This window comes from Pareuzebyella sediminis (assembly GCF_008367235.1).
GTDB classification, from domain to species: domain Bacteria; phylum Bacteroidota; class Bacteroidia; order Flavobacteriales; family Flavobacteriaceae; genus Pareuzebyella; species Pareuzebyella sediminis.
In genome coordinates this window covers 510,580-534,795 of the sequence record NZ_VTZS01000002.1, presented here as the reverse complement: position 1 = coordinate 534,795, position 24,216 = coordinate 510,580, and the positions used below count along the sequence as shown (strand labels likewise).

Genomic DNA, 24,216 nt, shown 5'->3' with positions numbered 1-24,216 from the left:
ATGGCATAGGTATCCCCTCTTCTTACTATCAATAGTGATCATGCTAGTATTAGGATGCGGGGAGGCCTCAAAGCACCTCGTAAAAAAGGGCCCGCCCAATATCTTGGTGATGATCGCCGATGATGCAGGCTGGAACGATGTAGGATACCATGGTTCGGAGATACGCACCCCGAATATCGACTTCATGGCCAAAAATGGTGTAATCTTGAACCGGTTTTATGTCCACCCGACCTGCTCACCCACCCGGGCCAGTTTCCTTACAGGGCGACCCGCCAGTAGAATGGGCATTGTCGCACCCATAAGTGGTAAAAGTGAAAAAAAACTTCCCGATACCATTCAAACCCTACCTCAACTATTGGTCGAAGAGGGATATGAAACGGCACTTTTCGGCAAATGGCATTTGGGTTTGAAACCGGCCAGCGGTCCTCAGGCCTACGGCTTTGATTATTCATATGGTTTTCTACACGGACAGATCGATCAGTATACGCATAGATATAAAAACGGGGATGCAAGTTGGCACAGAAATGGTACACTAATTACCGAGGACGGGCATGCTACCGATTTGATCGGTAAAGAGACCATCGAATGGCTTACGAGCAAAAGAGACACTTCGAAACGTTTTTATATTCAACTGGCCTACAGTGCACCTCACTTTCCACTACAAGAAGAAACGCGATGGAAAACCCCTTATCGACCAATTATCGCCGATAGCTCTCGAGTCGATTTTGCCGCTGCTATGGCCCACATGGATGATAACATCGGTAAGGTTTTGAAAACCTTGGACGACATCGGACTATCGAAAAATACATTAGTCATCTTTCTAAGTGATAATGGTGCCATGAAAAACTGGTTCCCTACCGATCAATATGAAGGGAGACACGGGCCAAACCCGGTTTTGGGGAGCAATACACCGCTACGAGATTGGAAAGCATCAAATTTCGAGGGTGGTATTCGTGTGCCCGCCCTGTTGTACTGGAAAGGGGTCTTAGCCCCTAGGATCGTCGATGATTATCTCTCTGTCATCGATCTGATGCCCACTCTGGCGACCCTTTCAGGAAGTGAAAACCTTGCCAATACGGTCGAGGGCCAAAATATATGGAGTGCAATTCTAGGACAGGGAGTGTCTAGTAAAAAACCCATCTATATTCGTGGCCACCGTCAAGAGTCCATTATTCAAAAACCGTGGAAACTTGTTCGTACCCGGCATAAAATGGCCGATCCGGATTATGAATTGTTCCATCTTGAGGAGGATCCCAATGAAGAAAAAAACCGATATACTTCTGAACTTGACATTGCGAAACGGTTACTCAAGCTCCTTGAGGAAGAATTTGAAAGAGATGCCCCCCTTGTGAATGTAGAGCTTCGTTAATGTGTTATTCATAAATAACGGATACTTTACCAAAAAGCCTTAAGAAACGGATGAGCAACACCAATTGAAAAAGTGGGACACCCGCCCTAGTAAGTTCAGTATGGACCGTGGTGGGTCTAGAAAGAGAACAATACTTCGCCAACATTCCTTTGAACGGAAAGATTTGGTACACGGGTAATACCGACTAATATTTAAAGGACCGCACTACTTAACGTCGCTTTGTCGCTTTATTCCGAAGATGGCCGTACAATCTTTGGCTGATCCAACACAAAAGCTTTTAACGCCGTATTTTCGAGTTTCAATTCTTTGGCAATAATCGAAGCGGCCAAGACGGCTCCCTGCGCTGTAGTATGCGTATGATCCCTTTCGAAAAAATAGGTGCCGGTCACACTTTTTTCACCCATATCTTCCATTTGCCGTGCCATAGTCTCGTTCAAGTCGATAAACGATACATGTTCTTCATGGGCAACTTGCCTTGCCCATAACCCATACGTATGATCGTTTCGGGCTACTTTACCATCGATCCATTCGTTTCTCGGTATAGGGGACAGTACAATGGGTATGGCCCCTTTCTTTTTGGCATCCGTTACCAATTTCCGAATATACCATCCATAGGTATGTACGACTTCATGTTTCCCTGTGAGCATATTATCTATTTCTATGGATTCATCGCCAGTTCCCTTAAGCGTTCCCCGTGCACGAAAGTCGTCATTAATAGGGCCATTATCGTTGTGGCCGAATTGGATAAGTACCATATCGCCCTTTTTCAATTTTACATAGACCGAGTCCCAAAGCCCTTTGTCTTGATAGGTACGGCTACTCGTACCGCCCAGCGCATGGTTTTCTGCTTTCACCTTTGTGGTATCCAAGAACTGAACGATAACATCGCCCCAACCCCAAAGTCCGTCCGCCCCATCCCCGCGGCCATTCTTAACGGTTGAATCTCCAACGGTATAAACAGTTCGTTTCGTCTCTTGGTAGTGCACCCATTGTACGAATAGCAAAGGGGTCAATAACAGTAGTAAAACCCGAAATATATTGATCACCTTACCCATATTTAAGTTTATTATATCAACTTCTCTTTTTAAAATAAGCGTGTGGATCAGAGGATCCCAATCGACCATGAGACCTCATTTGTTTTCACTATGCATCATAACTACCAAAAACAGCCACAAAAGTACCGATTTCACAAATTAAGACCTTCTATCTTTAGGGTATTCAAAAAAATAATTCTTAAAAAGGTATATTAAGGCACCAATTTCAATTCAAAAGATGAAAAAATTACCAATACTCGTTCTTTTCTTTTTTCTAATTTCTACCAATTCCTTTGCCCAAGATCTACAAGGGTATGACTTATGGCTTTCTTATAAGAAAATAGAGCAACCAGAATGGGCCCAGGCCTACCGAGACCTATCAAAATCGATTTATTTCAATGAGGATGGCGAAATACTGAAAACCGCAAAAACAGAGTTGCGCAACGGATTGGAAAAGATGCTGGGCGACACCCTTCATTTTGAAAGTACTTTACAAAAATCCAATACGCTGATCGTGGTCAAAGAATCTGAACTTGGCCCCAATCTACTCCATCAGCTGCAAAACGAGTTTGATAGTTTGGGTGAACATGGTTTTATTCTTAAAAACGTCAAAGTTGACAACCACACTTCGCTCGTTCTAAGCTCCAGAGATGATATAGGTATTCTCTATGGGGTTTTCAGGTTGCTCATGCTCATGCAACAACGGACAAACCCAGCCAACCTAGAGATAGTCGATGCCCCGAAAATAAAACTACGTATGCTCAACCATTGGGACAATCTTGACCGTACCGTAGAACGCGGCTATGCCGGCTTCTCTCTCTGGAACTGGCACAAACTACCAGAGTACATCGACCAACGCTACATTGATTATGCCCGCGCCAATACCTCCATCGGAATCAATGCGGTTTCATTGACCAATGTAAATGCCAATGCACTGATATTGACACCCATGTACTTAGAGAAAGTGAAAGCACTGGCCGATGTCTTTAGACCCTATGGCATCAAAGTTTTTTTAACGGCGCGGTTCTCGGCTCCCATTGAAATCGGAGGGCTGGAAACAGCAGATCCTCTAAACGTCGAGGTTCAACAATGGTGGAACCATAAGGCCGATGAAATTTACAACTACATCCCCGATTTTGGCGGTTTTTTGGTCAAAGCGAATTCCGAAGGCCAGCCTGGCCCACAAAACTACGACAGAACCCACGTTGATGGTGCCAATATGATGGCAAAAGCCCTGAAACCCCATCATGGGGTCGTAATATGGAGGGCTTTTGTCTATTCGGAACATGATGCCGATGATAGGGCGAAACAAGCGTTTTCAGAATTCGTACCCTATGACGGTCTATTTATGGATAACGTTTTGGTACAAGTAAAAAACGGGGCCATCGATTTTCAGCCCCGCGAACCCTTTCATCCTATGTTCGGTGCCATGCCAAAGACCCCTTTAATGATGGAGTTTCAAATAACCCAAGAATATCTTGGGTTTAGTTCCCACTTGGTATTTTTACCCAAGCTTTTTGAGGAAGTGTTGAATTCAGACACGTATCGAAAAGGGAAAGGATCTACCGTAGCCAAGGTAATCGACGGCTCTTTAAATGATAAGAAGCTAACCGGAATGGCGGGAGTGGCGAATATCGGAAGTGATATCAACTGGACCGGACACCCTTTTGCACAAGCTAACTGGTATGGCTTCGGGCGTTTGGCATGGGATCCTTATATAAAATCCGAAGCGATTGCCGAAGAATGGCTAAAAGCGACCTATTCCCACCACTCGAAATTCATCGAACCGATTAAAGACCTCATGCTTACCTCGCGGGAAGCTGTGGTAAATTATATGAATCCGTTGGGGTTACACCATATTTTTGACACCGGACATCATTATGGCCCAGGACCGTGGGTCAGTGAACTTAACAGACCCGAATGGAACCCCACCTATTATCATCAAGCCGACAAAGAAGGTATTGGATTTGACCGAACTCCAACCGGCAGCAATGCCACAGCCCAATATGCGCCTGAACTGGCCAAGATTTTCAATGATCCGAAAACATGCCCCGAAAAATATCTATTATGGTTCCACCATCTTCCTTGGGACTATGAATTGAAGAACGGCCATATGTTGTGGGATGGTTTGGCCTTGAAGTACCAAGAAGGGGTCGATCAGGTAAAAGATATGATTCACACTTGGGAAGCCTCTAAAAATTATATCACAACCCAACAATATACGGAAGTACGAATGCTTCTTGAGATACAATTGAAAGAAGCCAAATGGTGGCGCGATGCCTGTTTGGCCTACTTTCAAACATTCTCTGGAAAAGAACTGCCCTTGGGCGTTGAAAAGCCAGAGCATTCGTTAGAGTACTACAAATCTTTGAAATTTCCTTTTGCCCCGGGCATACGCCCCAGATGGGATTAAGGTCGAAGCACAACATCCTATTTACATTCCTGTACAAAAATGGTTCATTACGTTTCGACCATCACCTCTTGTTGCTATCAGCTGTAGCCATAAATGGACTGTCGCTATTTACGGAATTCAGGATTTTATGAGAACCCTGAGACCCACTATTCTCTTTCTTCAGGAGGTACCTACCAACTTCAATGTGACTAGAGGTCGTTTCACCACCATATTTGGTCGCTTCACTTAAAAAAACGGTTCGCCAGTAGCCCATACCTCCTACATTTGTTACAGAAATAAAAACAATAACAATTAAAAATAAAAATGATGAAAAAAGCAATCACAGTATTCGGAATAGGAATTATAGGAGCGGTATTGATCTCTTTTACCGGAAGTCATAAATGCGAACCAAATAATAATGACGCCACAATGGCCTACTTATCCGGTTCAGACAGTCCGTTTATCGAAGGATGGAATCTCGAACTACTTGCGGAAAATCTTGAGGTTGAAGACATCGTCTACATCGAAGAAGAAAACTTTCAATTAGGTTTTGATACCACGGTCTACTTGCCCCTCGGTTTCAATGCATATGAAGGCATGGAATTGGAGTTGGCCGATATTGAATATATTGAAGATGAGGATGAAGTGCTTCTCAACTTTGACACCAAAGATTATCTTCCTGCAGACTTTACTACCTCTTCAAGATAAGAGAAAAGCCCAGAACTGGCTACGGGCGTTCGATTACTCGAACGCCCGTACTTTCATCTAAACATTCCATTTAAAATTGCCTTACATTTGAAACCCTTACCCGTAATTCAAGCTTTTTAGAAATCATGACCATTAAACCGGTAAAACGAGCGGAAATTATAAAAATAGCCCTGCTATTAGCCGTTTTGATATCCCTGCCTAGAAACATCCACCTCTACAACATGTTCAGTGAAGGTAAAATGGACTTTTCCGGGGTATGGATATACGATTTTATCTTCCGCTTTTTTTTTCTCGCCCTATTTTCTTGGCTCATCCTTCAGTTTAATACTAATTGGGGCTACAGAACCATTAGACAACCCTTCTGGATTAAAATAGCGATTATAATCGCCATAGATATCGCGATTCTTTTCGGAATTCTGGCCCTTTGGAAAATTTTGCATCCCGTTCTTGTCGACCAACCTTTGTCTAATGATGACAGGGGGTTCTTACGTTTTAGCTACGAGATATTATTGATCGTATTGTTTTTTATTGCAAGGATCCTTCGTCTACAGACAGATCAACAGGAGAGTAGCATTGAGAACGAAAAACTCAAACAGCAAAATTTACAGAGTGAGCTCGCGGCTTTAAAGAACCAGATCGATCCCCACTTTCTTTTCAACTCATTAAATTCGTTGACTTCCTTAGTGCGTGATAATGAAGCCGCCACGCAATTCATCAAAAAATTATCCTACATGTACCGCTATATCTTGCAAAGCAATGATAGTGATCTTGTGAGTGTGCGGGAAGAGTTAAAGTATCTCGAGAGCTATACCTACCTTATCAAAACGAGATATCGCGATCGTTTTTCAATTGACATTAACATTGAAGAGAGCTATCTCGATGAGCGGATACCCCCATTGGCCCTACAATTGCTGGTAGAAAATGCGGTCAAGCACAATGAGATATCCGAATCCCATCCTCTCTTGGTGAAGATCTACTCCGAACAAGGTTCCATCTTTGTACAAAATAAGGCGCGACCACGCACTACCCTAGCGGAAGGAACGGGAAACGGTTTGGTAAACCTAAAAAAAAGATATGTACTACTGCGTAAGCAAGAATTGAAGATTAATACCGAAAACAATTACTTTAGCGTAGAACTTCCGATAAAGAAATGGAAATGAGGGTCGTAATCGTTGAGGACGAACTGGCTGCAAGTGACAATCTTGCCTATTTGCTGCACTCTATAGACGATAGTATCGAAATACTTAAGGTTTTGGATTCCGTTGCAGCTTCCGTCGATTATTTCACCAAACCTAATAACGCCGAACTAGTGTTCATGGACATTCACTTGGCCGATGGTATTTCTTTCGAGATCTTTGATCGCGCCAAAATTTCCATTCCCGTTATTTTTACCACAGCTTACGACCAATATGCACTAAAAGCCTTTAAGGTCAATAGTATTGACTACTTGCTCAAGCCTATAGATCAAGAAGAGCTAGGAGAGGCGCTTGAACAGTTTACCCTACAATCGAAGGACAGGAGTATTTCGGAACATCAGATGAACGGCCTTCTTGATTTGATAAAAGTCGGCAAACCCACTTATAAATCAACTTTCTTGGTCAGTCAACGCGATCAACTTGTCCCCTTGAAAATCGAGAACATCGCCTACTTTCGAATCGAATCGGGAATCGTATGGGCAACTACTTTAAACAATATGTCGTATAGTATCGATAGCAAACTGGAGGAAGTCGAAGAAGAAATAGACCCTAGTCTATTTTACAGAGCCAACAGGCAGTTTATCATTAAAAAGGATGCTATCGCCAAAATAAAGTACTATTTCAATGGCAAGCTCATCGTTAGCGTCAACCCCGATTGCGCAGAACGTATTTTCATTAGCAAAGCCAAAGCGACCGATTTTAAGAACTGGATGGCTTCTTGATTAAATCCGTTCGTTATCCTGTACGATTAAAAGTATTTGACACGCTCAAAAATGAATGGGAAAACTCCGTCGCTTTGACCATCTTTTTATACGTCAAAAGAGCAGGTTAACAGTTCTGACGTCTTAGCTCCGATTTTTTCAAATAATCTATCACGTTAAAAAAACTTCATTCGCCTTTAGGGTTTTCTGTTCTTTCCTTGGCCCTTCCAGGGGGTACTAAGGATTCAAAAAACACGAAAAATATGCCTTTAAACAAATAATAAGATTAGGGTCAAAATGATACCTCCTGCCGTAAAATAGAGTCCTTTTCTAAATATCGATGTGGTTGGCCTGAACATCCAAAAAGCAGAAACAGCAAAGAAAAGTAGGGAGACCCCGAAAAAAATACCGAGCCAAAAAAGAGGATGGCCCGAATGCATCTTATGTATTTTGTTCATATTATCTAAGAGCAAGGGTAGTTTTTTTACGGTGTAATCGGCGACTCCGGTTTTGGTATTGTACGTTCCCCCTTGAAAATACAATAGATCATCCTGTTCCTTATCTACCCTAAACCGACCCATACCCAAAGCACTACCCAAGTCTTCGGCCGAAAGATATGGTTCTAAGTTCTTTTCGTAATGAATTTCTTTTTTCAGATAATCTGTATTTCTAAAGGTCAGTACAATACCGCTGATCGCATATACAATCATTATACCTGCTAAGAAAAAGCCCAAGTATCGATGGATTACCCTAAAGGTCTGTTCAGTTTTTCTTCCCATAATTAAGAAACACTGTATTTAATATTCGCTTACAAAAAAATTACTTCCAAATACACCAGATAAAGCAACATAAAAGGCTACGTCGAATTTTGTTCTTCATTGCAATGCCCTGCCCCATCAGGTGTAGACTCGATTCGGTCTCAAAACTATTGTTGGGCCATTTCGAGATTAATAGTCAAATCTACCTCATCGCCAATAGTAGGTGTTTTGCCTCCAATTTCGAAATCAAGTCGATTGACGGTACCGGTCAACTTAAGTCCGGCTTTTAATTTATTGCTGCGCTGATCGGTAATGATGCCATTAAGTTTGCCTTCAAGCGTCACAGACTTGGTGACCCCGTGCATTGTTAAATCACCGGTCAGTTCAAAAGTTTTATCACCAGTTTTTTCAAATGACGTGGTTTTGAAAGATATGGTCGGATAGGTATCCACCTCGAAAAAATCAGCACTTCGCAAATGATTGTCTCTACGTTCGTTATCGGTATCGATACTTTCTGTCTTGATATCAACGGTAAAATCAGGCTCACCAAAAGATTCGTCTGCCATTGCCGTAATCTCAAAGTCTCCAAAATGACCCTCAACCTCAGAAATCAAGAGGTGGGTAATTCCAAAACCTACTTTTGAATGGGCATTATCTGCTTTCCAGACACTTTGGGCGGAAAGGGTTATCCCTGCCATTATTAATAAAAAAGAGAGAATGTTTTTCATGATTTGTTGCTTTTGAAAACGAGTATTAGAATGATAGTTTATACTACTTTACTTTATTAAAGGGTACCCTCGATTAAATCTTCCATATTCTTCTAAAGCCTTGTTCCGAAAACCATATCAGATCCATTACCCACCTGAGCGGTTGCTTTAAAACCTTTTTTAAGAAACTCTCGCTTCATTTGTGTAACAATAAATCTTTAAAAGCGCCTACGCTGACCAGAGTACTGCATGGCCTCTCCTTTGCCGAATCCATAGCTAAAACCAAAAGCGACGAACGTACCACGCTGACGGCGATTGTAGACTTCAAAATTGGCCTGAGCAATTTGATTTTCGTTCACCCTTGAAGCGAATAAATCGCGGACACTCAAGTTCAGTACAGCTTTTCCTTTGAGTATATTTTTGCGAACACCGAGGTCCATGAAAAGCTGATCGCTCATTGTACCCTGAACGGTTTTAAAACCGGATTGGTAATTACCGGTCGTTTCCATCTCAAAATCTGCCGGTAGTTTTAATTTTGCCATCAATTTTGATGACCATTGATTCCCGTTAAAATCAAATACCGTATTTTCAAAGGTACCATCGCGATTGAATTGGCTATAGTTAAAATCACCATTGAGGGTCAACCACTTGGCAGGACTATATTTTGCATTGAACTCAATACCGGTCGTATTGTTTTCCCCAATATTTTCAGGGCGAACCGTGTTCACATTATTTTCAAAAACAGATACCCGCTCTATGACTTCGGTAGTATATCGATGATAGACCCCAAAGTTCAACGAAGCCCGACCCAATATGTAAATGCTCGTAACCTCATAGGAATCGGTAAATTCAGGTTGCAAATCAGGATTCCCCTGTCGTATACTGAAGTTATTGCGGATGTTAAAGAAGGGGTTCAAATCCCACATTCTCGGTCGATAAATTCTCTTCGAATAGCCAGCCTGCAATGATATCTTATCGCTAAACTTATACGATGAATGGATGCTAGGAAACAAATTGGCATAATCCTGTCCGTTTGTCTCGTTCGTAGTGGCCAGAAAAGTATCTTGATTGGTCTGTTCTACACGCAATCCTGCTTTGACACCCCATTTGGTGCCCTCGTACGAACCGGTTCCATAGAGACCCAATACATTTTGATTGAATTCAAAGACATTGGTCAACCCATTGTCTATAATAAAATCACCGTTTTGTAGATTGGAAACCTCGTAGTCGTTGGCCACATCGTTCAATACGAACTGCGCTCCAGATTCCAGCTTCCATTTTTCCGAAAAAGGCCGGGTGTAATCTAGTTTAAAAGTGAAGATTCCCTCCTTGAAATCGGTTCGGGTCTTTTGCTGGGCATCATTGTTATCGCCGCTAATGGTGGTATTATTAAAATCAGACGATTGATCTTTTCCAAAAAAGCTGCCTAATGAACTAAAGATCAAAGTGTGTTCATCATTCTCATCAAAATCTTTCTTGTACTGTAATTCGAATTGTAACTTGGGGTTGGTAGCTTCGGTCACTTCGGTACGTTCCCACTCCGAAGTACTGATACCCGAGGCGTCTAGTGCCGTGAAAGCAGTTTGGGAAGGTTGATCTTCGATTTCCATGGCAAAATTTCCAGAAAGGGTAATCACATTGCTATCGTTCAAATAATAGTCCGTTCCCAAGACTACATTGTAATACGTCTCATTGCGGTATTCCGTACCTCTCGATAGTATTGTCGTATTATTTACCAAATCAACATTACGGTTTACAAGGTCGTTGGGCAGCTCGCGTATACCGAAACCCAATTGGCTGAACAAATTAAACTTTTCGCCCCTACGGTTTAAGCTAACCCCAAGACTGTGCGCATCAGGGGCTCCAGTGTTCACCGAAACGGAACCATTTAGCCCCTTTCGCTGCTCTTTTTTGATGACGATGTTGATAATGCCCGAGGTACCTTCGGCATCATACTTTGCAGATGGGTTGGTAATGACCTCAACCCTATCGATCATATCGGCAGTAATAGTGCCCAACGTATTCCCTTCCTCGCTGGCAATTACAGAAGGTTTCCCGTTAATTAAGATCTGAACACCTTGACTTCCCCTTAAACTGATTTGCCCCTCTATATTTACATTGACCGATGGTACATTGTTCAAAACATCCAGCGCACTCGCCCCGGTGGTACTTAAATCCTTTCCCACGTTGAAAACACGCTTATCCAACTTAAATTCTGTTCTCGAAATTTCCCCTTGAACAATTACTTCCTCCAACTGTTCGGTATCCTCGGAAAGCGTTACCGTACCCAAGTCAATTTGTCCCCCTTTCGTCACTGGTGAACCGAATGTTTTTTTTTCGAATCCGATAAAACTAATTTCAATGTAGAAATTAGACGCGTCGATCTCCATTGAGAAACTTCCATCTTCAATCGTCGTAGTACCTTCAAGGGCCTTTTTGGTTTCGGAATCGCCAATAAGAACGGTGGCAAATTCAATGGGTAGTCCATTTGAATCGACAACTTTTCCGATAATTTGAACGGTTTCGGTTTGAGCCTTTGCCACAGTGAAGCCAAAAATCAAAAGCAGGAGAAGAAAATTTTTAGTGCTATTGCTATGCATTAAATTTTATTTTTAAATGCAAAAATCATCCTTTTATCCAAAGTTGCCCTCAAATTTCTGCAAACGACGAGGATTCAACCCTGAACGACACCATCATATTGAAATGGTGTTTACCCCGCTAAATCTGTCGATAACGGTTTTTACGTATCCCAATACACACAAAATTCTATTTTTGATAGATGGTACCAAAAAAGTCTTTATTTAATAGCACTTCCAAGGAGGTTTTTTTTCAGGTGGTGCTGCATGTCGTACTTTTTTTGTTCTATTCCTTTGATAAGAACGAGCCCTCCATACAGCAATTCAAAGTATTTGCTTTTCTGAATTATGCTCTGGGAGCTTTCATAATTAATTATGTGCTACTGCCCCGTTTGTTTTATAAGAAAGAATATTTCAAGTTTTTTCTTAGCGTGGCCATTGTCGTGGGGGCCATCATCATCATTGAAGAATTTGTGCTCGAGAAAATATATTTTCCCGATACGAAAGGTTTGCGCTTTCCGGGTATCATATTCAGCCTGCTCGATGTAATGCCAGTGATCACCATACTGGCAGGTTTTAAATTTGCCTGGGACGCTTCTCGCAAGCAATTAGAGGTAGAGGAGCTTCAATTGTCGGTCAAGGAGAGTGAATTGCAATTTTTAAAATCTCAGATCAATCCGCATTTTCTTTTTAATAATTTAAACAATCTCTACTCGTACGCCATTGAACAATCGCCCAAAACACCTTCAATTATATTGGAGCTCTCGTCGGTTCTGAGGTATATGCTTTACGACTGTAAAGAAAAATTCGTAGCACTCGAGAAAGAAATCGAGCATTTAAAAAACTTCACCAAGCTCAACGAAATGCAAGTTGAAGAACGTGGTAAGGTGACTTTTGCCACCGAAAATATAACGCCCGGATATCAAATTGCACCTTTAATTTTAAACGTCTTTGTTGAAAATGCTTTTAAACACAGTACTGCCAGTCAATCAAAAGACATACAAATCGATATTGATATAAAGATATCCGACGAGGGGCATTTGGAATTTAACTGTAAAAATTCTTTCCGTCCCATGGGCAATACCGAGAGTCTCTCAAAGGGTATCGGGCTACAAAATGTGCGAAAACGGTTGCAAATTTTATATCCCGACGCCCATGAACTGATAATCACGGAAGGCGATGACCTATATTCCGTATTTTTGAGAATGCGATTAAAAACAAAGGAGTGATGATACGATGTATCATTATTGAAGACCAGCCGCCGGCCCAGAGGGTGCTTAAGAAATATATCGGCGATATGCAAAATCTCGATTTGAGAGCCACCTTTGCCGATGCGCTACAAGCCATTGATTTTTTAAAAACGGAGACCATAGACTTGATTTTTTTAGATATACATCTACCTAAAATTTCCGGTATCGATTTCTTAAAAACTGTTCAAAACAAGCCGAATGTGATTCTTACAACCGCTTTTTCGGAATATGCCCTGGAGAGTTATGAATATAATGTGGTCGACTATCTTTTAAAGCCCTTCTCATTTGAACGGTTTGTACAAGCGGTATCGAAGATTCCCTCTCCAAAAATAAATAGGTTATCCCAAGAAAATACTCCGACAATTTTATCGAGCCCCGAATTTATTTTTATCAAATCTGGACACCAGCATGTAAAGGTGGCCGTAGCCCACATTGAATATATACAGTCCGATGCCGATTATACAGAGCTTTTTGAGAGCGGCAAAAAACATTTATCACAAGAACCACTACGCTTTTGGGAAGAATATCTCGACTCGAAGAAATTCATAAGAATACACAGATCGTACATCGTAAATACTTCGAAAATCGATAAAGTTGTCGGTAACCAAGTCTATTTGGGTAACCAAACCATACTCCCCATCGGTAGGGCCTATAAAGAGGCGTTCATGGAACACATTTTAGGGCCACAATAAACGAAAGAAAAATATAACGATGTTTCCGTACCTTTAAAGAAGACATAATCTTTTGAAAATGAAAAAAATAAGCCTCCTATTCAGTTTTGCCTGTACCCTGAGCTTGACAGCGCAACGCGACTTTAGCGATGTAGAAATAACCTCTGAAAAACTAACTGATAACACCTATGTCCTTTTCGGGTCTGGTGGAAATATCGGTCTGGCGATCGGGGAAGACGCCGCCTATCTTATAGATGATCAATTCGGGCCGCTGACCTCAAAAATTGTAGCCCACGTCAAAACCCTGACCGATAAACCCGTACGTTTTGTTTTGAACACCCACATGCACGGTGACCATACGGGCGGGAACGAAAATTTGGCCAAGGCCGGCGCATTGGTAATCGCCCATGACAATGTGCGCAAAAGAATGCTCGCCGCAGATGAACCCAACCCCGCCGAAGCTCTTCCTGTAGTCACCTTTAACGATAAAATGACGTTGTATCTTGGAAATGGCAATAGCGTTCATGCCCTACATGTAGACCCAGCGCATACCGATGGGGACACCTATTACTATTTTCCTGAGGATAATGTCATTCATATGGGCGATAATTTTTTCAGTGGGCGATATCCTTATATCGACCTGAATTCAGGGGGCGATATTGACGGTTTGATTTCTAATGTAACCATGGCGATGGGGATTGTCGATGATGCAACAAAAATAATCCCGGGACATGGCGCAGTGGCTTCAAAAGAAGATCTAGAAAGTTATAAGAACATTCTTGTTACCCTTCGGGAACGGGTCAAGAAAGCGCGAAATGAAGGTAACTCCCTCGAAGAAACCCAGAAATTAGCTTTATCAAAAGAATGGGACGAAACCCATGGCCAAGGTTTTATCAATGCAGATAGAATTGTTGAATTTATTTACAAATCGGCCGATTAAATACGATAACCATGAAAGAAATTAAAAAAGAAGATATTCAACAAGAGGTTTTCGATCTCTATGACGACTATGCCCATAATAGATTAAACCGAAGACTTTTCATCGATAAACTATCTACCTATGCGGTGGGAGGGCTAACGGTATCATCGCTTTTAAGCTTTATTTCACCTGATTATGTAAAAAAAATACAGATCAAACAAGACGATACAAGATTAAATTCAGAATTCATAGAATACAATTCACCAAAGGGTGGAGGCAAGATAAAAGGACTACTTTCAAGACCGGCCGATACCAATGGAAAACTTCCAGGCATCGTAGTTGTACATGAAAATCGCGGTTTGAACCCACATATTGAAGATGTGGGCCGTCGGGCCGCCTTGGCAGGTTTTATCTCGTTGGCTCCTGATGCCCTTACCCCCTTGGGCGGATATCCAGGCAACGATGACGACGGCCGTGAATTACAGCGTAAGCGAGATCGCGATGAAATGCTTGAAGATTTTATAGCGGCTTTCGAGTATTTAAAAAACCACCCACAATGCACCGGAAAAGTAGGGGTTGTCGGCTTTTGTTTTGGAGGTTGGATTTCAAATATGATGGCAGTTAAAATACCTGACCTAGGGGCTGCCGTTCCCTTCTATGGCGGACAACCTACGGAAAATATCGAAGACATTAACGCACCTTTACTCTTACATTTCGGGGAATTAGACAAACGTGTCAATGCAGGCTGGCCCGCGTACGAAGCTTCACTAAAACAGAACGACAAAAAATATAAGGCCTTTGTGTATAAGAATGCCAACCACGGTTTTCATAACGATACTACGCCAAGGTATGATCGTGAAGCTGCCGAATTGGCTTGGGAACGCACCATTGATTTTTTTAAAAAGCATTTGACCTAGGGAAGTGAATAGCTTCTGAACACCTTTACTTGATAGGTTACCGATTGGTTCTTTTTGGCATTTTTAAGCTGTCGGCAGGATAATTTTCCTTTAGGTATTGCATCTGTGCCTTTGCCCAATCGATGAGGATCTTTCGCTGTTCTTCGGAGAGATTGGCCTCGGGATGTAATCCAAAGTTGGTATACGATTCCAATGGCATTTCACCCTCTTCGACCATTTCAATGGTTTCATCGAACTTATGGTTTTGAACAAAAAGCGGACGGTTGGTAAATTCCGAAAAATTCAAATGTCTTTTTCCATCCACTACATGATTATCCAGCCACCAAGCTACTGGCTGAACGTTTGAATACCACGGGTATACCGTATTGTTGGAGTGGCAGTCATTACAAGAAACTTTCAAAATATGTTCCACCTCCGCAGGAACATTATATTTTTTAGAAATATCATAGGTACTATCGTTCGAATCGTTTTTTTCAGGTCTGATGAATTGTATAACCACCAAAACTATGGCCAGGCCGATTAAAATTTTTTTTATCATAGCATGATTTTTTTAGAAGATTTTTCTAAGGCAAGTTGCCCTCTTTGAAATGTTCGGATTAAAAGTAAGGTTTCTCCATTCAACCCGCAAAAGTCAAAAGACAACAGTTTTGAAATTCTTTAGAACCGAAAGATTCAAAAGAGGTCAAATGGGAGCACACCTTTAATCGAACCCAATTTCCATAATACCTTCATGGCTCACCTTAATTGCCTCCAAAGGCTTCATAGTAAATGTTTTATCCTGTTCGACCATGTAATATTCCATTCCTGAAAGCTCTTTTTTATCAAGTATTCTTCTGAAATCTATTGTTCCTTTACCGACTGGGGCAAATCTTCCTTGATCGTCCATATCCTTGACATGCCAAATTTTGAACCGTCCAGGGTACCTTTCGAAATAAGCTATAGGATCGGCCCCAGCTCTGGTTACCCAATAAAGATCCATTTGAAAATTAACCAAATCCGGGTCGGTATTTTCCAAAAGATAATCTATTGTCACCACACCGTCTTTGTCTTCTTTAAACTCGAAATCGTGGTTGTGATATAAAAGTTGTAGCCCTGCAGCATTCGCCTTTTTACCCAATACGGTCAAGATATCGGCTAAATTCTTGGCCCCTCCTTTCATGCCCATGGTCATGTTCTCGGAATCAGAGGTAAAGAGTCCCATCGGAGGTACCGGGATGACAAAATATTTAAAACCGGCCGCTTTTACATCGGCCATCATGGCATCTGCATTGTCAAGGGTAACACTCCCCTGATGAGTACTGATAGGATCAAGACCTAAATCGTCAAGCACCGATTTAAATTTCTCGGGAGACATATTATAAAATTTACCCTCTGCATAGCCGGCGGCTTCTATGTTCTTATAACCTGCATCGGCCACAGCTTTAAGGGTTGCCATTGCGTCATCGCCCATATCATCACGAACCGTATAAAGGGCAAGCCCGCCCACCCTTTTTTGGGAAGTACAGGAGAAGGTCGCAGCTACAAAGAGGCATAGGGCAGCCCCTTTAAAAAAATTTAGTAGGATTAATTTATTGATAGTCATAGACATTTATCTTATTTGAAATTGATATTATATATTAGGTTTTATAGATTTTCTGGTTTTAAAACTGTAAAGGTAGGGTGCCTTGTGCGCCTTTCCTTGAAAAAGTTTCTCATGGCGCTCTAATACATTCATGGCCAAAAGACGTCTTTGAAAGGTAGTCCGACGGATATTTTCGCCCAGAACCGCCTCATAAACTTTTTGCAGTTGTTTCATTGTGAACTTTTCGGGTAACAAGTTCATGCCTACCAATTTTTTTTCAAGATTGTCTCTCAAAGTCTGTAATGCCCGCTCCACGATTTCACGATGATCCATCATCAAAGAGGGCAATTCATCTAGGGCATACCAATTGATACTATCGGATAGTGCATCAGGTTCAAGGTTCACGTCGTCATAGTTGATAAGCGCATAATAAGCAACGGAGATAAATCGGTTGAGCATCCAATCATAGCTCGCTTTATCAATGTTCGCCTCTTCCAGTATGCGCTTCATGGTCTGAGGTTCGGACCTTGAAAGACTTCCGAACGCATGAAACTGTTCAAAATAGATATTATCAAGACCCGTACGTTCCTTCACCCCTCTTTTTACAGCGTCAATAAGGTTTTCGTTGTATTTGACAAAGCCTCCAGGCAAAGCGAAAAGATTGGTATTGTGATATTCTAGAATCAATATTTTTAGTTGCGTTCCGTTAAAGCCGAAGATGACCGAATCATAGGAAATATTCGGGATATAATCCTCTCGCTTAAGTTCTATCATCTTGCCTTTACCTTTCAAGGTCTCCTATTTTCTCTCAAATAAATGACAATAAACCAAGAAAACAAAACATTATTGTAACAAAGTGAGACATTAATATTTATCATTTAAACCTAGGTTTTCTTTATCCCATTTGTCGTATTGTCCGCTCGAAGGAATCCAGTCATGCAAACGAAAAAGCCACCCATTTCTGGAGATTGAATTCAGCAGCCAATGGAAACAAGAATATAATGAGGAATTGGCCAAGAGTTTAGCCATAAGCGTACTTTGGCACTGCAGTTAGTTCAAAGAAAAAATAATAGCTTGATAGGGTTGTAATGAGATTCTATTTTCGACGATATCCACTATATCCAGATTATTGATCAAAGTATCGGAAATAGCGCTCAACTCTTCCAATTCAACATGAGCATCGTCCGCTGAAAAATTCAGAAGCACGAGCACCTTTTTTTCATCTAGCTCTCTGCTGAAGGCGTACACCTCTGGATGTGAAGCGGCTAACAACCTATACTCTCCGTACACCAAAACGTCATGGCTCTTTCTTAGTTGCACCATTTTCTTAAAATGGTTCAGCACCGAAGAGGAATCCGTTTCTTCAGTGACCACATTGATCGTTTTGTAATTGTCAGTGACGGGCAGCCATGGTTCACCAGTAGAGAAACCAGCATGCTCCGAAGCGCTCCACTGCATAGGGGTTCTACCATTGTCCCTAGAACTGAATCTTAAGTTTTTCAAATATTGGTCTACATCGCCGTTCTCATTGATCACTTTTTTGTACCCATTGATGGCCGCTATATCCTTGAAATCTTCAATAGTTTCAAAATTACCATTGGTCATACCGAGCTCATCCCCATAGTAGCAATAGGGAGTACCACGCATACTCAGTATAAAGGTATTTAACATTTTGGCCGAAGGTGCCCGATATTTGGGGCTATCATTACCAAACCTACTAACCAAACGGGCCTGATCGTGATTTGCCAAAAAGATGGAAAGCCACCCTTTTTCAGAAAACTCTCGTTCCCATTTTGTAAAGACCTCTTTGAAATGTTTTAGCGAATACCCCTCAGGTTTTGCAATATCTACACCTTCAAAGGCATATGCCATATTGAGCTCTTTTCGGTCGGCATCTACCAAATTATGGGCATCCTCAAAATTTCTTCCCGCGCCCTCGGCTACGCTCATCACGTCATATTTACTAAAGACTTCCTCATACATTTCCTTGAGATAATCGTGTAGACCGTCTTGCACGGCATAGTGCTCAATAAAATTTTTCTCAAGATCATCGTCAATAGCTGGAAATGTGGTGTCCTTAGCAACGAACTGAAAGGCATCTAACCGAAAGCCGTCAACCCCTTTTTCCGCCCAAAAGTGCATAATATCATATACTTCTTTTCGAACCTTAGGATTTTCCCAGTTCAAATCGGGTTGCTTTTGTGAGAAATAATGTAAATAATACGCATCGGTGAGCGAATCATATTTCCAAGCATCTCCCTTTTCATCGAAAAGGCTGTACCGGTAATTCGGCTCTCCCTTTTCTGCAGGCCACCAATGGTAATAATCACGATATGGATTATCTCTTGAACTCCGAGATTGCTGGAACCAATAATGCTCGTCACTGCTATGATTGACTACAACATCCATCACCAATTTGATGTTTCGTTCATGCATTTCCGAAAGCATATGATCAAAATCTTCCATTGTACCAAAATCACTCATGATATCGCGATAGTTACTCACGTCATACCCATTATCATCGTTTGGCGAACTATATATGGGGTTTAACCACACAGCGGTTACACCAAGACTCTCGATATAATCTAATTTTTGAGTTATTCCTTTGAGATCACCTACACCGTCCCCATTGGTATCTTTAAAGCTTCGAGGATAAATTTGATAGATGATTGCTTCTTTCCACCACTTCCTCGAGGATTCCCCTTTTTCAGCCAGTTTCTGCTTTGAGTTGGTATTTTCTTTACATCCATTAATGGTCAAAGCCAAAATCATTAGTAATAGCGATGTTTTCATCTTTAAAACAAAATAAGTTGAAGCAACGTGAATATAGTAAACCTGCTGTTGTGTAAATATCGTGATTTATTTTAAATGGACTGATTCCCACAATGGTGTAACCCATTGAAGCTAAGCTTTTAATATTTTTAGTAACCGAATCACTCTCAAAAAAGATAATAGGTAAACATATGGTCAAATGGTTTATACTTTTCATCGAATAAATACTCCGATACAGAAATAATTATAGTACTTAGTTACATCTCAAATACCATATGGCCTAACTTCAATTTACTCTATTCTTGACTAAAAACTTATAATCATGGCTGCAACTTTGACCAATAACACGACCATAAGCGCCTTAAAACAAGAATCGAACAATCTCGAAAATATTGTGGTTCGACTTTATTCAATGAAAAACCGCTTTGAATCCAATTATTACGGGAGCCAAATTTCGAAAAAATATGACAGGGCCAGATCGTTTACTATTAGAATCAACATAGCCTTATACCATGCGCACCAGATGAAGCGAAAGGTTGACTTATTTGAGCATAATTTTACTCAACCTAAGGAGCAAAAAGTTACGATGTACTTTCAAAAGTTTAATCAAAATTCAGGTACGAATTACAGCGAACTTGAAAAAGAGTTAGATTCTTTGGGCAAGGAACTCATCGAACTGATACAGTAAAGACACATGATTGGGTATTCTTTTGCCTATCTTTATACCTACTTTTCCCATCCGAACTGAATGAAAAAAAAGTATTACAAAGCAGCTGGATTGCTTATAGGTCTCCTTTTGCTTATAATACTCGTATGTAACTATACCATTAATTTTTCTACAGAAGGTCACACTTTCAATGACTTAGGTATGGTCTCGCAAAACCGGGTCGGACTGGTATTGGGAACCTCGAAAAAATTGGTTGGAGGACTCCCTAACCCCTATTACGAATATAGAATCGAGGCTACTGTCGAACTCTATAATGCCAAAAAAATTGATTTTGTACTCGTAAGTGGTGACAACGGCACGCGCTATTATAATGAACCCAATACCATTAAAAAAGATTTAATGCTCGGAGGTATTCCAGCAGAGAAAATATTCTTGGATTTTGCTGGTTTTAGAACCTTAGACTCGGTAGTTAGAGCGAAAGAAGTATTTGGCTTGGATAGTGTTACGATAATCTCACAAAAGTTCCACAATCAGAGAGCTATCTATCTTGCGGAAAAAAAAGGGCTTCATGCAATAGGATACAACGCCCGGGATCTTTCGGGCCAACAAGGTTTAAAAGTACAGTTGCGCGAACTATTGGCCAGGGTCAAAGTATTCATAGATTTGGCTATTAACACGGAACCAAAGTTTTACGGAGAACATATCGAAATCAAATAATTTAGGCAGCCGAAGACCAAAATGACCTATTTTTATAGCCATTCAAACTATCGGTCATGACGCAACTCAAGACACTTATCAAGAATCTTGGTCCAGGTCTACTCTTTGCGAGTATGGCTATTGGAACTTCCCATCTCGTACTCTCTACAAAGGCCGGGGCCCAATACGGATGGATAATGATCATACCGATTATTTTGGCCAACGTCTTTAAGTATCCTTTTTTCGAATTCGGTGTGCGATATACAAACACCACCGACAAGACCCTAATCGAGGGATATTTAAATCGTGGAAAAGGTTATTTGTGGTTCTATGCCTTTATCACTCTAATAACGACCTTTACCATTTTAGCGGCCCTATATACGGTAACCGCCGGACTTTTTATCAATCTCTTTAAGATTTCCGGAATTTCAATTTCAACTGTAGCCTTGGGCCTCTTTATTTTTATTAGCCTAGTACTCATCATTGGCCGATATAAATTCATGGAGGTTTCCTTAAAGTTCGTGGTTACAATCTTGTTCTTTGCCCTAATCGTTACCACAGCTATGGTTTTAGTCAAAGGACAAGTAGCGCATATTCAAGATTTCAAAGCGCCGCCAATTTTTAATGATATGGGAATTTTGTTCCTTATAAGCCTCATGGGTTGGATGCCGACGACCGTCGAAGCCTCAAGTTGGATCAGTCTTTGGAGTATCGAAAAATGGAAGAGTGAAAAACAAAAACCATCATTAAAAGAATCGTTGCAAGAATTTAATACGGGCTACTTGATGACCAGTGTTTTGGCGCTTTTCTTTCTTATAATTGGTTCGATGACCCTGTATGGCACTAACACCCAGTTGAGTGGAAACGCTGTGACCTTTGCAGATCAGGTCGTTCAACTATTTACCACCCATATCGGCCCTTGGGCCTATATCTTCATAGCTATCTCCGCCTTTGCCACCATGTTCAGCACCTGTATGACGGCACACGATGCGGTGGCCAGGGTTAGCCTCGATATTATTGACCTTCTGCTACCAAAAATACAGGTTAGTGGGAAGAAAAGTATTTTTGCACTAGCTATTATTATTTTAGCGATTGTCAACTTTATTGTCATCGCTTTATTCGGTGCCAATATGGGTCAACTAGTTGCTTTGGCCACCTTTGTTTCGTTCGTGGTAGCCCCGATTATTGGTTATATGAACCTAAAAAATGTAATGAGCAATGATGTGCCCCCAGCACAACGTCCGAAGAAAGCATTGCAATGGCTTACCTACTTGGGAATATTATTTCTGTCCTTCTTTTCAATATACTATTTCTGGATTGTTGTTTTTTAAATACAACAGACTATAAGGGGTAAAAGAAGAACTGTTTTTTTCCATTAATTCGCTCCTTGCGCCATATTTTCATAATTCTCAACCACGAAGAGTGTTCTTAGGTTTTGTTTGTGCAAAAAATCAAGACAGTAAACCCCATCGGTGCAGTTATTGATTATCTTTTCTTCACCGAAACCTTCGGTGTAAGAGATATTCTTCTCGGGAACTCCATTTTGAACAAGGTACATTTTTATGGCCTCCGCCCTTTTTTGAGATAGCCTTTTATTCGAACTGCTTGCGCCACGGCTGTCGGTGTAGGTTTCTATACCAAGACGTATTTTAGGAAATTTATTCACCGCATCCACTACCTTATCAAGTTCAGCTGCAATGTCAGGCGTAACATTCGTTTTTCCTGTAGCAAAGAAAAAATTATTTAGTTCTAATACTGTTTTACCCTCTTTCTTACGTACCATATCCTCAATGGCCACCAAATTGACATTCAACGGGGCCTTCTGCAATTCGGAAAGTCCTTTTGGATTATAGGTCTCGGTAAACGTGGAATATCCATTTTTAGTAACCGAAAGCGTTACGATATCGGTATAGGGTATCTCCATTTGATAAAACCCATCTTCATTGGTATAAGTCTCCTTGAGTAATTCTCCATTGACATCAGTCAGTTCAATACGAACATCTTTGGTGGGGGTATCATATCTCGATGCCGTGACTTCTCCAGCAAATATGAGGGTTCTTAAGCCTGGTTTTTCATCGACCTTAAATCCGTAGATGTCATCATGACCCCGTCCGCCAGGTCTATTGGAAGAAAAATAGCCTAGGAAACCGTCTTCTTCTTGCGAAATAATAAACCCGAACTCGTCGTATTTTGTATTGATGCCTTTTCCTAGATTGACAGGAATACTAAAACTTCCGTTCCGTTGAACTTTGCTTCTATAGATATCCATTCCACCCAAGCCATAAAATACATCCGAAGAAAAATAAAGGGTATTGTCAAAAAGATAGGGTGCAATCTCATTTCCAGAAGTATTGATACGAGGGCCCAAATTTATCGGTTCCGACATCACCTGCCCATTATTGGTAAGTACATAATAAAGGTCAGTGCCCCCATAACTATCTTCGAAGTTGGCCGAGAAGTAGAGTCTTTCCGTTTTTTCATCGAAATAGGGATAATAGAAAGAGGTGCTCAAATCTTTAAGTATAAACCTAAAAAACCCATTGTCGTAGGCCATTCCTATTGCCAGGGCATTCTTACCCTTCTCATCGAAGGCCAAGTTTTTACCTTCGGTATTTGACAAAATATAATATATCGCACCGGAACTTGCCAAGTAGAAGGGTGTTGATTTATGGTATGGGGAATCGGGTATCCCTTCAAAGGAACGGGCATTTGCAATAGCTCCACTATTCTTTCGATCGGCGACATAAATATCTAAATACGACTCCCCTGAAGAACCATAGGTTTTTTTCGACTTGCTCTTACGGGCACTACTAAAAAGAAGCTTATCGTTATAAAAACTCGGTGAGAAATCTGCATATTCAGAATTTCCATTTACCGAAAAAACGAAAAAACCAGAAGACAGATCGGTGTCTTCTTCCAATAATCGATAGTTGAATTCTACATTTTCAATGAGTTCGCTCGCCAAAACATTGCTTTTCGATTCAAACAAAGCTTTCACACGTTCCGTATCCGAAGTTCTCGACAAGCTTTGCAACATCTGGTTAAAGCGGTTGCTCGACATTATGGTATCGTTCTTATTGATATCGAGATATATTTTAGAGGCCTTGACGTAATCACCGGTTTTGAAATAGGAATCGGCCAAATTCAAGAGTTGATAATTGGTGATCAGCTTACCCTCTTGCATCTGCTTTTGATATTCCCTTATAGCATCTTCATAGGCATAGCTGTAGAAATACTTATCGGCCTTCGATGTCATTTCTTGGCCCAATACGGAATTCGCTACCAACACAATAAGAAATAAGAAGAACTTTGATTTCATGTT

General features: G+C 41.1%; 21 protein-coding genes. 12 read left to right on the top strand and 9 right to left on the bottom strand.

The window, feature by feature from the left end:
- The first annotated feature begins 40 nt into the window (after positions 1 to 40).
- Entirely contained in the window at positions 41 to 1,369 is a 1,329-nt protein-coding gene (locus tag F2B13_RS08900) for a sulfatase-like hydrolase/transferase (protein WP_232625210.1), read from the top strand.
- 227 nt (positions 1,370 to 1,596) lie between these two features.
- Here the strand turns inward: F2B13_RS08900 and F2B13_RS08895 are convergent, their stop codons facing one another.
- Positions 1,597 to 2,493: a rhamnogalacturonan acetylesterase gene (locus F2B13_RS08895; protein WP_232622928.1), complete on the bottom strand. Its 897-nt coding sequence runs from the start codon at positions 2,491 to 2,493 to the stop codon at positions 1,597 to 1,599.
- A gap of 148 nt (positions 2,494 to 2,641) precedes the next feature.
- Here F2B13_RS08895 and F2B13_RS08890 point away from each other — a divergent pair, with 148 nt between their 5' ends.
- From F2B13_RS08890 to F2B13_RS08875, 4 genes are all read left to right on the top strand, one after another.
- Positions 2,642 to 4,816: an alpha-glucuronidase family glycosyl hydrolase gene (locus F2B13_RS08890; RefSeq protein WP_149274739.1), complete on the top strand. Its 2,175-nt coding sequence runs from the start codon at positions 2,642 to 2,644 to the stop codon at positions 4,814 to 4,816.
- A gap of 303 nt (positions 4,817 to 5,119) precedes the next feature.
- On the top strand, positions 5,120 to 5,503 hold the full coding sequence (locus F2B13_RS08885; RefSeq protein ID WP_149274737.1) for a hypothetical protein: 384 nt from the start codon (positions 5,120 to 5,122) through the stop codon (positions 5,501 to 5,503).
- Between the two features lie 125 nt (positions 5,504 to 5,628).
- Positions 5,629 to 6,663 carry a sensor histidine kinase gene (locus F2B13_RS08880; protein ID WP_149304020.1) on the top strand — a complete coding sequence of 345 codons (1,035 nt, stop codon included), beginning with the start codon at positions 5,629 to 5,631 and terminating at the stop codon, positions 6,661 to 6,663.
- Complete coding sequence (locus F2B13_RS08875; protein ID WP_198440100.1) at positions 6,660 to 7,421, top strand: LytR/AlgR family response regulator transcription factor; 762 nt, start codon at positions 6,660 to 6,662, stop codon at positions 7,419 to 7,421. Before F2B13_RS08880 ends, F2B13_RS08875 begins: the two co-directional genes overlap by 4 nt.
- Positions 7,422 to 7,669: 248 nt before the next feature.
- On the opposite strand, the gene F2B13_RS08870 is transcribed toward F2B13_RS08875, so the two are convergent.
- The 3 genes from F2B13_RS08870 to F2B13_RS08860 all read right to left on the bottom strand — a co-directional run bounded on the left by F2B13_RS08870 (position 7,670) and on the right by F2B13_RS08860 (position 11,465).
- Positions 7,670 to 8,179: a PepSY domain-containing protein gene (locus tag F2B13_RS08870; protein WP_149304018.1), complete on the bottom strand. Its 510-nt coding sequence runs from the start codon at positions 8,177 to 8,179 to the stop codon at positions 7,670 to 7,672.
- A gap of 146 nt (positions 8,180 to 8,325) precedes the next feature.
- The gene (locus F2B13_RS08865; protein ID WP_149304017.1) at positions 8,326 to 8,886 is read right to left on the bottom strand and encodes a YceI family protein; all 561 of its coding nucleotides are present in this window, start codon (positions 8,884 to 8,886) and stop codon (positions 8,326 to 8,328) included.
- 197 nt (positions 8,887 to 9,083) lie between these two features.
- Complete coding sequence (locus F2B13_RS08860; protein WP_149304016.1) at positions 9,084 to 11,465, bottom strand: outer membrane beta-barrel family protein; 2,382 nt, start codon at positions 11,463 to 11,465, stop codon at positions 9,084 to 9,086.
- Between the two features lie 179 nt (positions 11,466 to 11,644).
- Between F2B13_RS08860 and F2B13_RS08855 the strand changes: the two genes are divergently transcribed.
- The 4 genes from F2B13_RS08855 to F2B13_RS08840 are packed head-to-tail and all read left to right on the top strand — an operon-like array spanning position 11,645 to position 15,198.
- Positions 11,645 to 12,670, top strand: coding sequence for a sensor histidine kinase (locus tag F2B13_RS08855; protein ID WP_149274731.1), 1,026 nt, complete (start codon positions 11,645 to 11,647; stop codon positions 12,668 to 12,670).
- Positions 12,670 to 13,383: a LytR/AlgR family response regulator transcription factor gene (locus F2B13_RS08850; RefSeq protein WP_149304015.1), complete on the top strand. Its 714-nt coding sequence runs from the start codon at positions 12,670 to 12,672 to the stop codon at positions 13,381 to 13,383. The genes F2B13_RS08855 and F2B13_RS08850 overlap by 1 nt, the downstream gene beginning before the upstream one ends.
- Before the next feature lie 58 nt (positions 13,384 to 13,441).
- Positions 13,442 to 14,302 carry an MBL fold metallo-hydrolase gene (locus F2B13_RS08845; RefSeq protein ID WP_149304014.1) on the top strand — a complete coding sequence of 287 codons (861 nt, stop codon included), beginning with the start codon at positions 13,442 to 13,444 and terminating at the stop codon, positions 14,300 to 14,302.
- A gap of 11 nt (positions 14,303 to 14,313) precedes the next feature.
- Positions 14,314 to 15,198 carry a dienelactone hydrolase family protein gene (locus F2B13_RS08840; RefSeq protein ID WP_149304013.1) on the top strand — a complete coding sequence of 295 codons (885 nt, stop codon included), beginning with the start codon at positions 14,314 to 14,316 and terminating at the stop codon, positions 15,196 to 15,198.
- Between the two features lie 37 nt (positions 15,199 to 15,235).
- Here F2B13_RS08840 and F2B13_RS08835 read toward each other — a convergent pair whose 3' ends face one another.
- From F2B13_RS08835 to F2B13_RS08820, 4 genes are all read right to left on the bottom strand, one after another.
- Positions 15,236 to 15,736, bottom strand: coding sequence for a heme-binding domain-containing protein (locus F2B13_RS08835; protein ID WP_149274727.1), 501 nt, complete (start codon positions 15,734 to 15,736; stop codon positions 15,236 to 15,238).
- Positions 15,737 to 15,898: 162 nt separating this feature from the next.
- On the bottom strand, positions 15,899 to 16,786 hold the full coding sequence (locus F2B13_RS08830) for a sugar phosphate isomerase/epimerase family protein (protein WP_149304012.1): 888 nt from the start codon (positions 16,784 to 16,786) through the stop codon (positions 15,899 to 15,901).
- Positions 16,787 to 16,807: 21 nt separating this feature from the next.
- The gene (locus F2B13_RS08825; protein ID WP_149304011.1) at positions 16,808 to 17,533 is read right to left on the bottom strand and encodes an NUDIX hydrolase; all 726 of its coding nucleotides are present in this window, start codon (positions 17,531 to 17,533) and stop codon (positions 16,808 to 16,810) included.
- Positions 17,534 to 17,809: 276 nt separating this feature from the next.
- Positions 17,810 to 19,552, bottom strand: coding sequence for a glycoside hydrolase family 13 protein (locus F2B13_RS08820; protein ID WP_149304010.1), 1,743 nt, complete (start codon positions 19,550 to 19,552; stop codon positions 17,810 to 17,812).
- A gap of 301 nt (positions 19,553 to 19,853) precedes the next feature.
- On the opposite strand from F2B13_RS08820, the gene F2B13_RS08815 reads away from it, so the two are divergent.
- Genes F2B13_RS08815 through F2B13_RS08805 form a run of 3 tightly spaced genes read left to right on the top strand, consistent with a single transcriptional unit; the run spans position 19,854 to position 22,225 of the window.
- Entirely contained in the window at positions 19,854 to 20,219 is a 366-nt protein-coding gene (locus tag F2B13_RS08815; protein ID WP_149304009.1) for a hypothetical protein, read from the top strand.
- Positions 20,220 to 20,279: 60 nt separating this feature from the next.
- Positions 20,280 to 20,915 carry a SanA/YdcF family protein gene (locus F2B13_RS08810; RefSeq protein ID WP_149274722.1) on the top strand — a complete coding sequence of 212 codons (636 nt, stop codon included), beginning with the start codon at positions 20,280 to 20,282 and terminating at the stop codon, positions 20,913 to 20,915.
- Positions 20,916 to 20,971: 56 nt separating this feature from the next.
- Positions 20,972 to 22,225, top strand: coding sequence for an NRAMP family divalent metal transporter (locus F2B13_RS08805; protein ID WP_149304008.1), 1,254 nt, complete (start codon positions 20,972 to 20,974; stop codon positions 22,223 to 22,225).
- 44 nt (positions 22,226 to 22,269) lie between these two features.
- On the opposite strand, the gene F2B13_RS08800 is transcribed toward F2B13_RS08805, so the two are convergent.
- Positions 22,270 to 24,213, bottom strand: a complete 1,944-nt coding sequence (locus F2B13_RS08800) for an OmpA family protein (RefSeq protein ID WP_149304007.1) — start codon at positions 24,211 to 24,213, stop codon at positions 22,270 to 22,272.
- Positions 24,214 to 24,216: the final 3 nt, after the last annotated feature.